The sequence below is a fragment of the Streptomyces sp. NPDC002671 genome (assembly GCF_053592475.1).
This window is the reverse complement of sequence record NZ_JBSFVU010000094.1, coordinates 1-9,511: the sequence shown is the minus strand read 5'-3', so window position 1 is coordinate 9,511 and position 9,511 is coordinate 1. Positions and strand designations below refer to the sequence as shown.

Below are 9,511 nucleotides of genomic sequence, written 5' to 3'. Positions count from 1 at the left end.
GCACCACCGCCACCCGAACTCCAAGCCCTGATCAACGCCGTCGGCGCAGGCCACCCACTTGATCTCTACTCCCCGGTCTAACAAACCACCGCTAGACGAGTAGTTCCGAAGTGCCGGACGGGCGAAGGGGTTGTCGGACCTGCAGACTACGTTGATCACATGACCTACATGGAGAGCAAGACCGAACGCATCAGGCCGCAGCAGTTCCACGAGATGGCGGGCGTGGAGGACTGGCGCGTCGTGGGTGAGGGGGCGTGTGCGTACTTCCGCACGGGGTCGTTCGCGGTCGGTGCCCAGCTCGTGCACGCGATCAGTGAGATGCCGGGAGTCGGGGACGATCACCCGGACGTCGACGTGAGGCAGGAGGGCGTGATCGTGCGGCTGATCGCGGTCACGGACGACTTCTACGGGCTGACCGAACGGCACGTCGAGCTGGCCCGGCAGATCTCGGCGGTGGCCCGCGCGCTGGACATTGCGGCCGACCCGTCCGCCGTGCAGACCGTCCAGGTCACCATTGATGCCCTCGACGGTCCCAGCGTGGTGGCGTTCTGGCGTGCCCTGCTCGGTTATCAGGACCGCGCGAACAGCGGCGAGGACCTGATCGACCCGCGCCGTCGCGGGGCACCGTTCTACTTCCAGCAGATGGAGGCACCGCGCCCGCAGCGCAACCGGGTCCACATCGACGTGTGGGTGCCCTACGACCAGGCCGAGGCTCGGATCGCCGCGGCGCTCGCTGCCGGAGGCCGCCTCGTGAACGACGCGGACGCGCCGTCGAACTGGGTGCTGGCTGATCCTGAGGGCAACGAGGCGTGTGTCGGCGTGGCCGGTCCGCCCGCCGACCGCGCGTGAACGCCCCTGCCCGACGAGACCATGTTGCAGGTTGAGTACGGGGGTCGGTGGCGGTCAGTGATCGAATGCGGCCAGTGATCGAAGGACGGGGGCGTTGGTCTTGTGGTTGTGCCAAATCGCGGCGGCCATTGCGAGGATGCGCTGGGCGACCCGGACGGCGACGCCCTCGAAGGTGCGTCCACCGTGCTGTTCGAGGTCCAACTGCCCCTTCAGCGTGTCGAAGCCCTTGTCCGCGATGACCAGCAGCCCCGGGTGGTCGGTGGCCAGATGCGGCTCGCGGTCCAGCATCGAGGCCAGCACTTCCCGCTCGTCGATCTTGGGGTTCGCGAGTGCCCAGGTGATGGGCATACCGGTCGGAGTGCAGACCAGGTAGAGACGCAGACCCCAGAAGAACCGCGAGTGGGAGGCGCAGTACCCGTATCCGGCCCAGCCGGCCATATCCGACCGCTTCACCGTGGGCCGGGACATGCCGCATGGCACCGGCGTGGAGTCGACGATCCAGTGGTTGTCGAACCAGAAGTCGCTGTCCACGGCGAGCAGCCGTATTGCCTTCTTGACCAGTGGCAACGCGGCACGCAGCCTCTTGTTGTATCCGGGCCGCTTGGGCAAGTACGGAACATCGAACCCAGATTGGCGTGGGCGAACCGCGGCCAGCGGGATTCTGAGGCGAAGCCCAGCAGAGCTCGCGCGACGGCCAGGCAGACCAGTTCGGAGTCGCTCAACTGCGGTGGCCTGCCCAGGCATCGGCTCTCTCGGATCTCGTCGTCGACCTTCACATACAGTCCGGTGAAGAGGGTGTCCAAGTGTTCGTTCGTCACAAAACGATCTTGAGCGCCCTCCTTGTATCTCCGGACGGACCGACAACATTCGGAACTACTCGTCTAGCTCCGCTCGGCCCCAACGACACCGGCACCAGGTCGCAGATGGCCGTCACCATCACCGCCGCGCCGGCCATGGCCCGCGCAGAACGCCAGAGCCTGCTGCGGGAAGCACGGTGCACATGGCCCGCCAGTTCGGGTACGTCGACGCGGAGGTGGACCTGCTGTCGGCGACGCCTCGAGATGCACGGGTCTGGGCTGCTCGGCCGACAGGTCGGCATCGTGCGCGGCAGCACGGTGGCCCTCGGGTCAGCCGGGCTCAGCCCGCCTGGGAGAACCCTTCGCTCGCCTCCTGATACCGCGTGCTCTGTCGACCGTACTCGGCGCGCGCGGTCTCCAGCAGGCGCCGCCAGGAGGTCACCGTTGGCCGGCGGCGTAGCAGTGCCCGCCGTTCCCGCTCGGTCATGCCGCCCCAAATCCCGTGCTCGATGCGGTGGTCGAGGGCGTAGGCGAGGCACTCGGTGCGCACCGGGCAGCCGGTGCAAAGGGCTTTGGCCCGGTTCTGGGCCGCGCCTTCGGCGAACAGTGCGTCCGGATGAGCGGTCCGGCAAACCGCTCGTGCACTCCAGGTCTCCTGATCAACCTCGCCCACCCCGACGCCGTCCTCTCCCCGGTACGGCCCGCCGTACTCCCCTGGACGGGCGTAGTCCGCAAACGGTACGGCAAGCGCGCGGGGCATGGGACATCGTCGTGTGGCGGCAATCCCTCCGGGTGAAGGGGGCCTTGACGAATGCGGCTCGCGGCTCGGCTCAGCCGGTGGCCGAACACCCAGGCATGGCGGGCAACGAGGCCTCGCCCGTCAGAGCACTGGTGCGCCGCCGGATCGCCGAGAACATGGGGGCGCGGTCTTTCCTGATCGGGTAGTCGATCCGGTCGTAGCGCAGTTGGAAAGCGGCGGTGCGATCCCGGGACTTCAGGAGGACCAGCCCGAGGCTCCCTCCGGGCGTCAGGTCACGGTGACCGCACAGCTCCAGCGGCAGACCATGGTGCGGGTCGGTCAGGGCCTGCACCAGTTCGGCGCGGCGCAGGGACGTCTCGGAGTCATGCTCGAGCTGCAGGATCCACCACTCCCCCAGCCGTGCCTCGTGTCCGGTGACGATCTGCGGGACGGCGACGGTGTGAAGGAGTCCGAGGCGGCGCAGCAGTCCGCTGAGGAGCCAGGCGGCGTCCCGCCAGATCTGCTCGTAGAGGCGATGATGGGCTCATAGCAGGCCACGGCTGCGTACACGGATCAGTTCGAGGCGGAGGTCGGTGAGGACCGGTACCCCGGCCTCCCCGCCAAGCCGGCGGAGACCGCGCCGAGGGACGCCGCGTGAACCTCCGCATCGATCTCGCCTGGATCTTGGCAGTCGCACAGCAGATTCAGGGAGATCCCCAGGTCGTCGATTACGGCGTCCCGGTCGCGGCGGAAGCACGTCACCGGGCGGAAATCCTTGACCACGAGGTCTCCCCCGAGCCCCATCACAAGGCTGCGGCGCTGCTGTGCGAGCTGGCCAGAAACCCGAGCCTGGAGGTGAGGAACCTTCTGTTCGCGGCCACGGTGACCGCTGCGTACCTGTCGGCGTCCGGCCTGCCGGTGAGCCCTGGCCTGGACACCGTTCTCCCGCTGGCCCGCGCCGCCCGGGACGGGCTCCCGGTGCGGGAGGTCGCCGCACAGATCAAGACCTGGACAAGCTGATCCTCGGGCCTGGTGAGATCCCTCCGAACACCTGGGCCGAGCCGGGGTCGGCGATGGACCGCCACGGACCGACGCAGATTCCCGGGCCCGGGAGCGAGTGAGGCGTAGCGGCTGAGAGCCGTCCCCGCGGGGCGCGCGTGGGTGTTCAGGCTTCCGGGGCGTCGTGGGGCTCGACCAGGTCCGCTGGTGGGGTGAGGTGCTAGCGCTCGTCCGAGCCCTCAGTCAGCTCACTGCCGAGAACGAAGCACTGCGCCAGCAGCTACAGCTGCCCACGCCGACCGTCGTCCCCCTCCGCGCGAGGACGCAGGACTAACGATCGGGGCTTGTAGAGAACTCCGTCGCCGCAGGTCGGGGCGTGGTTGCTCCGAGCCTCTGGAACGGAGAGCTGGCGTTTTGGGAACGCTGAGCGTGTTCGCCCAGGTCACGGATCCCTCTGGGCCCGTGCCGGCGGCCTGCCGTCAGTGCGTGAGGGAGCCGAGCTGGGTGTTGAGGGACTGGCCGGGCCCTCGCATGGCCAGCGTCGGGACGTTCAAGGCCTTGGCCAATGCGGGGCACCTAGACGCGACGGTGCCGGGACCATTTGGTCCCGGCACCGGGTGCTGACCAGCTTCTCGGCGAGGGAGACCTGGCTTTTGCGGGCTGTGCGAGCGAGCAGGAAACGTCCTCTCAGAGCTGGAACGGATAGAGAGAAACGCCGGCCGCTGCGACGCGGATCTCCACCCATGGGGCGGCGATGCCTTCCGGAAGCGGTGCGGCGAGGCCGAACATGATCAGCGAGCCCTCTGCCTCAAGGACTGCAATGTCAGCCTCGGAGACATTGATCCGGCCCCGCAGGATGACGTGGTTGCCGTCCTGCCCGAGCCACGGTTCGGCAAGGGCAGAGAGCTGAATGTTCTCTCCCCAGTGGAGATCTTCGTCCACGGTCCACTCGACATGATGTTGGCCGTCCGTCTCGTCAGGGTCACCGTGCCAGCTCACCACCGCGGTCCCGATCGCCGAGTGAACCCGTACTGCCATCTGCGGCAGCGAGACCGCCTGCGCCTTTTCCACACGAACCAACATCGCTCGATCATCCATGATCTCGCTCAGGCAGCTCGACACACCAGGGCCGGAGAGCGGGTGTGGCTCGTCAGTCAGGAACAGCTACACCCTCCTCCGTTTTTACAGGTCCCAGAAGTCGGGGTCGCCGATGTACGGGTAAGGGGTGGTCCGCTCCTGCGTGAGATCAGGCCGCCGTGGCGAGGGCCCGGGCGGGCTGTGTCTGCTCGTAGGCGTGGCCGACCCGCAGGAGTGTGGGCTCACCGAGGGGGCGGCCCAGCAGTTGCATGCCGATGGGCATGCCCGCCGCGTCGTGGCCGACCGGAACGGTCAGGGCGGGGACTCCGGTGATGTTGGCGGGGGAACTCAGGCGTACGTAGGCGTCGGAGACGCTCTCGACCGTGCCGTCGGGCCAGGTCACCGTCTCCTGGCCGGCCCCGACTGCCGGCATCGGGACGCTCGGGGCGACGATCACGTCGACGTGCTCCAGCATCCGTGCCCACTCGGCGCGCATGAGCGTGCGGGAGCGCTGAGCGCGCACGTAGTCGCCGGCGCTCATCAACTCGCTTGCCTCCAGGAGGATGCGGACGTCCTCCTCGTACAGGCCGGGGACCGTGCGCAGGCTGCCTTCGTGGTAGGCGCCGGCCTCCGGCACCATCAGGCCCCACTGGGTGGCCTGGACGTAGCGGGTCATCGGGATGTCGACCTCGACGAGCTGGGCGCCCAGGGCTTCCAGCTGCCCGATGGCGTGCCGGACGGCGGTTTCCACCTGCGGGTGGACGTGGTCGAAGTAGTAGGTGCGCGGCAGACCGATGCGCAGCCCTGTCAGGTCTGTGCCGGCACCGGGCCGGTAGTCCACGGTGGGCAGAGCGAGCGAGGCGGGGTCGCGCGGATCGCGTCCGGCCAGCGCGGTCAGGACCAGGGCCGCGTCCTCGACGGTGCGGGTGATCGGGCCGACGTGGTCCAGTGACCAGGACAGGGAGGTGACGCCGTGACGGGGGACGAGACCGTAGGTCGGCTTGAGGCCGACGACGCCGTTGAGCGCGGCGGGCACCCGGATCGACCCGCCGGTGTCGGTGCCCAGCGCGAAGGTCGCGGTGCCCGACGCCACGGCGACCGCGGAGCCACCGCTGGAGCCGCCGGCGACCCGGCCGGTGTCCCAGGCGTTGCGGGTCTGAGGGGTGGTCAGGCCGAACGCGAATTCGTGGGTGTGGGTCTTGCCGAGCAGAATCGCGCCAGCTGTGCTCAGACGCGCGGCGACGGTGCTGTCCGCCGTGGCGCGGTGGTCGGCACGGACCCGGGAGCTGGCCGTGGTGGCCATCCCGTCGACATCGATGAGGTCCTTGAGTCCCATCGGGATGCCGTACAGTGGTCCCCGGTAACGGCCGTGCGCCGCTTCGTGTTCGGCTTCGCGTGCGGTCCGGCGCGCCTGCTCCGCGGCGACCGTGACGTAGGCGCCGAGGTGCGGATCCGACTTCTCGATCCGGTCGAGGACCGAGTCGACCAGTTCGACGGGGGACAGTCGCCGGTCCCGTATCGCGTCCGCGGCGGCGGCGAGGGACAGCTCATACGGCTGCATCGTGCTTCTCCTGTACGGGGTGGTAGGCGGCGGCGGGCGGGACGTCCGCGAAGTCCAGCTCATGCAGGACCGAGACGACGCTGTGGATGTGGTTGGCGACCGCGGCGACCGCGGCGTGGCGCTCGGCGGGCAGGTCGAGTCCGGCGCGGGCGGCCCAGCGGGCGGCCTCGGGCGGTGTGAGTTCGACGGCGGACATGGATGTTCTTCCTGTCGGTGGGGGCTAGGGCGGCGGTGTGGCCGACACTCTGAAGGCGGAGGTTTCGCGTGGGGCAGCTGAGGACGCCGCGGCGGCCTGTGCGGGTGCGGCCGGTTGCGCGGTCAGGCCGCGGTGGCCGAGATCTCTGCGGCGTGCTCGGCGAGCAGCCGGTAACGGCCGTTCTCCCGGCGGACGGTGCCGGCCGTGGGCTGCGGGAAGTGGGTGCCCAGGAGCAGCGCGTCGGTGTCCGCCAGGGTGTCGAGCAGCCGGGCGCGGGTGCGGATGGCCTGGGCGGGGTCGATGTCGACGCAGCTGTGTACGTGGGGGTGGGAGAGCTGCACGGGGTGGTGGATGCTGTCGCCGGTGATCAGCGCGTGGCGGTCGCTGCCGCGCAGTTCGACGGCGACCTGTCCCGGGGTGTGGCCCGGGACAGGGATGAGCAGGACGCCCGGCGCGACCTCGTGCCCCTGCTCGGGCACGTCCACGAGGTCGTACTGTCCGGCGTCGCGTACGGGGGTGACGGAGTCGCGGAACATCTGGCGTCGGGCCTCGTCCAGGTCGGTGGCGGCCCAGTGGTCCCATTCGGTGCGGCTGGTGAGGTAGCGGGCGTTGGGGAAGTTGGGAACCCAGTCGTCACTGGAGAGGCGGGTGTTCCAGCCGACGTGGTCGGTGTGCAGGTGCGTGGTGATCACGAGGTCCACGGACTCGGGCGGGAAACCGGCCGCCGCCAGGCGCTGCAGGAAGTCGGTGTCGAGTCCGTTCCAGGCCGGGTTGGCGCGCGGCTTGGCGTTGCCGATGCCGGTGTCCACGACGATCCGCAGCCCGCCCGCCTCCACCGCGAAGCTGTGGCTCGCCAGACGGGGTACGTCGGCGTCGGCGAAGTCCGGGCGCAGCCACGACGCCTCGTCCAGCACCTCTTTGGTGGCGTCCGGCAGCAGCCAGGGTCCGGTCTGGCGCGGCAGTTCGATCTCGTCGACACGGCGTACGGCGATGTCGCCGAGGCTCCATCCCGTGCGTGCGGGTGAAGTGGCCTGACGGGGTGTGGTGGTGCTCATCGGTGGGTCCTTTCGGATGGGGCGGTGCGGTGCGGGACGGCAGGATCCGGTCAGCCGGTGGTCGGCTGCCGCACGGAGCGGACGAGGCCGGTCAGGGTCAGCAGGATGACCGTCGCGGCGTAGAGGAAGACGGCGGTTTGCAGGCCGTAGAGGTTGGTCAGGAGGCCGGCGAGGACGGCGGGGATGCTCATGGCCAGGTAGCTGAGGACGTAGTAGGCGGCGAGGGTGCCGGCGCGTTCGTCCGGGGCGGCCGGGGCCAGCAGCAGGCGCAGGGCGCCCTGGGTGACGGCGCCGAAGCCGGTGCCCGCGAGGGCGGTGCTGGCGAACAGGGCGGGCAGGCTGTGCAGGTGGGGCGCGCTCAGGGCCAGCAGGGCCCCTGGGATCAGGACCGCGGCGCCGACGGAGCTCGCCGTGCGGGCGGACAGGGGCCGCGCGGCCAGGACGGCGAGGCCGGCTGCGGCCGTCAGGGTGAAGAAGACCAGGCCGCCGGTGGCGCGGGACGTGTGCGGGGCGATGAGCCGGGCGAGGGAGGAGTAGAAGCCGCCCAGCGCCCAGGCGGCGACGACGCCGGGGGCGAGCAGTCTCATGGCCGGGCGGGAGACAGGGGCGACGGCGATGCCGGGACGCAGGGAGCGCCACGCGCCGGAATGGGGGTGTGCGGTCTCGGTGGTGAGCAGCACCGCGGCCGCCTGCGCGGTGAACAGCAGGAGCAGCAGGAGGTAGACGGTGCGGGTGGGAGCGGGGGCGTACTGCACGAGGGCGGTGGAGGCCAGGACGCCGGCCGCCATGCCGGCCACGGGGGTGATGCCGTTGGCGAGCGTCGCCCGTCCTGGGCGGCCGGGGTCCTCGAAGTCGAGCAGGGCGGCTCCGGCGGCGCTGGTGGCGACGCCGGTGGCCAGGCCTTGCAGGATCCGGGCGGCGATCAGCGCCGCGACGCCCTGGGCGGTGGCGAAGACGGCCATCGCGGAGGCCTCCGCGAGCAGCGCACCGATCAGGACGGGACGCCGGCCGAGGTGGTCCGAGAGAGTGCCCGCCGTCAGCAGGGCGCCGAGCAGGGTGAGTGCGTAGGCGCTGAACACGACGGTGACGGTCAGCGCCGAGAAGTGCCATTCGGCCTGGTAGAGGGCGTAGAGAGGGGTCGGCGCGCTGGAGGCGGCCAGCAGGGCGATCAGGATGGAGGCGTGGAGGGGGAAGGCGCTGCGGCGGCCCAGAACAGGCAGGCGGCGGGAAGGGGACGGCGGGGCCAGGACGCTGAGCACGGAGAACCTCTCACACCTAAAGGCAAACGCTTTGCGTTAGGCAGATTAGGCCCCACGCGCCCCAAAACGCAAAGCTTTAGCTTTTAGCTGCCGGAGGGAGCAGCGCCCCGGCCGAGCGCCGACGCCACAAGCCAGTCGGTGTAGGCCTCCGACAGATCCGAGGGGCGGAACAGAATGCGGTACATGAGGGGGGCGACGAGGACGTCCAGCAGGGTCTCCACATCGGGCACGCCCTCCCCACGCCCGGCCGCGCGCACCCCGATGGCCTTCAACTGCTCGGCGGCGTAATCGGAGCAGCGAACCGCATTGCCCTGCTCGGGGTCGCCCAGCAGGGCGTCGCGGATGTACGTGCGCCCCGCCGTCGAGGCCATCTCCTCCACGAACTGCACCGCCCACGCCTCCAGGTCCGCCCGCAGGCTGCCGTGGTCGGCCGGCGGACCGTCGGGACGCAGCCGCTCGACGGCGACATCGGACAGCAGTTCCCGCAGGTCCCCCCAGCGCCGATAGACGGTGGACGGCGTCACCCCCGCGCGGGCGGCGATCAGCGGCACGGTCAGCGCGTCCCGCCCCACCTCCGCCTCCAGATCACGGACGGCCTGATGCACGGACTGCTGGACGCGGGCGCTGCGCCCGCCGGGGCGTGTGGTCGCTCGGGCACTCATGCGTCCAGCTTAATGCGAAAAAGTTGCGTCCGGCCGATTGAACCTCCGAAACTCTGCCCGCCCGGAGACGTTCACGCTGCCCGTGTACTGCGGCGGGCAGCACCCGCGGCACCCGCAGATGCCCGGTCTGGCCGCGTGCAGAACGCGACCGCCGGGCCGACGGCGACACATCCTCCCTCTGAAGTCGCCCGATCGCAGCACTGCCCTGCGGTCACAGGGCGTGCCGGTACCGTCCGGCTCTTACTGTCAGCAGTGGCATGCCCTGCTCCCTCCTGACGGGCGCGGGCTGGTGGCCCCGTGTCTTCTTCGCACGTTGC

General features: G+C 70.2%; 10 protein-coding genes and 1 pseudogene. 3 read left to right on the top strand and 8 right to left on the bottom strand.

Annotated elements, in window-relative coordinates:
* Positions 1 to 159 precede the first annotated feature (159 nt).
* Positions 160 to 849 (top strand): VOC family protein, encoded by a 690-nt coding sequence (locus tag ACWD35_RS43660; protein WP_451356891.1) that lies wholly within the window; start codon positions 160 to 162, stop codon positions 847 to 849.
* 54 nt (positions 850 to 903) lie between these two features.
* On the opposite strand, the pseudogene ACWD35_RS43655 reads toward ACWD35_RS43660, so the two are convergent.
* A pseudogene (locus ACWD35_RS43655) lies at positions 904 to 1,667 on the bottom strand (transposase).
* Between the two features lie 319 nt (positions 1,668 to 1,986).
* Positions 1,987 to 2,406 (bottom strand): WhiB family transcriptional regulator, encoded by a 420-nt coding sequence (locus tag ACWD35_RS43650; RefSeq protein ID WP_451356890.1) that lies wholly within the window; start codon positions 2,404 to 2,406, stop codon positions 1,987 to 1,989.
* A gap of 277 nt (positions 2,407 to 2,683) precedes the next feature.
* Here ACWD35_RS43650 and ACWD35_RS43645 point away from each other — a divergent pair, with 277 nt between their 5' ends.
* Positions 2,684 to 2,935 carry a hypothetical protein gene (locus tag ACWD35_RS43645; RefSeq protein ID WP_451356889.1) on the top strand — a complete coding sequence of 84 codons (252 nt, stop codon included), beginning with the start codon at positions 2,684 to 2,686 and terminating at the stop codon, positions 2,933 to 2,935.
* A 104-nt stretch (positions 2,936 to 3,039) separates the two neighbouring features.
* Positions 3,040 to 3,405, top strand: a complete 366-nt coding sequence (locus ACWD35_RS43640) for a hypothetical protein (protein ID WP_451356888.1) — start codon at positions 3,040 to 3,042, stop codon at positions 3,403 to 3,405.
* A gap of 666 nt (positions 3,406 to 4,071) precedes the next feature.
* Here ACWD35_RS43640 and ACWD35_RS43635 read toward each other — a convergent pair.
* From ACWD35_RS43635 to ACWD35_RS43610, 6 genes are all read right to left on the bottom strand, one after another.
* On the bottom strand, positions 4,072 to 4,467 hold the full coding sequence (locus ACWD35_RS43635) for a hypothetical protein (protein ID WP_451356887.1): 396 nt from the start codon (positions 4,465 to 4,467) through the stop codon (positions 4,072 to 4,074).
* A gap of 163 nt (positions 4,468 to 4,630) precedes the next feature.
* Entirely contained in the window at positions 4,631 to 6,022 is a 1,392-nt protein-coding gene (locus tag ACWD35_RS43630; protein ID WP_451356886.1) for an amidase, read from the bottom strand.
* Entirely contained in the window at positions 6,009 to 6,218 is a 210-nt protein-coding gene (locus ACWD35_RS43625; protein WP_451356885.1) for a hypothetical protein, read from the bottom strand. The genes ACWD35_RS43630 and ACWD35_RS43625 overlap by 14 nt, the downstream gene beginning before the upstream one ends.
* A gap of 122 nt (positions 6,219 to 6,340) precedes the next feature.
* Entirely contained in the window at positions 6,341 to 7,273 is a 933-nt protein-coding gene (locus ACWD35_RS43620) for an MBL fold metallo-hydrolase (RefSeq protein WP_451356884.1), read from the bottom strand.
* 50 nt (positions 7,274 to 7,323) lie between these two features.
* Complete coding sequence (locus ACWD35_RS43615; protein ID WP_451356883.1) at positions 7,324 to 8,532, bottom strand: MFS transporter; 1,209 nt, start codon at positions 8,530 to 8,532, stop codon at positions 7,324 to 7,326.
* 83 nt (positions 8,533 to 8,615) lie between these two features.
* Positions 8,616 to 9,194: a TetR/AcrR family transcriptional regulator gene (locus ACWD35_RS43610; protein ID WP_451356882.1), complete on the bottom strand. Its 579-nt coding sequence runs from the start codon at positions 9,192 to 9,194 to the stop codon at positions 8,616 to 8,618.
* Positions 9,195 to 9,511 lie beyond the last annotated feature (317 nt).

What these genes read in the sequence shown, in the direction of transcription:
- ACWD35_RS43625 (WP_451356885.1), bottom strand. Translation starts at nt 6,218, where the DNA reads ATGTCCGCCGTCGAACTCACACCGCCCGAGGCCGCCCGCTGGGCCGCC.
- ACWD35_RS43635 (WP_451356887.1), bottom strand. Translation starts at nt 4,467, where the DNA reads ATGTTGGTTCGTGTGGAAAAGGCGCAGGCGGTCTCGCTGCCGCAGATG.
- ACWD35_RS43620 (WP_451356884.1), bottom strand. Translation starts at nt 7,273, where the DNA reads ATGAGCACCACCACACCCCGTCAGGCCACTTCACCCGCACGCACGGGA.
- ACWD35_RS43660 (WP_451356891.1), top strand. Translation starts at nt 160, where the DNA reads ATGACCTACATGGAGAGCAAGACCGAACGCATCAGGCCGCAGCAGTTC.
- ACWD35_RS43610 (WP_451356882.1), bottom strand. Translation starts at nt 9,194, where the DNA reads ATGAGTGCCCGAGCGACCACACGCCCCGGCGGGCGCAGCGCCCGCGTC.
- ACWD35_RS43630 (WP_451356886.1), bottom strand. Translation starts at nt 6,022, where the DNA reads ATGCAGCCGTATGAGCTGTCCCTCGCCGCCGCCGCGGACGCGATACGG.
- ACWD35_RS43650 (WP_451356890.1), bottom strand. Translation starts at nt 2,406, where the DNA reads ATGCCCCGCGCGCTTGCCGTACCGTTTGCGGACTACGCCCGTCCAGGG.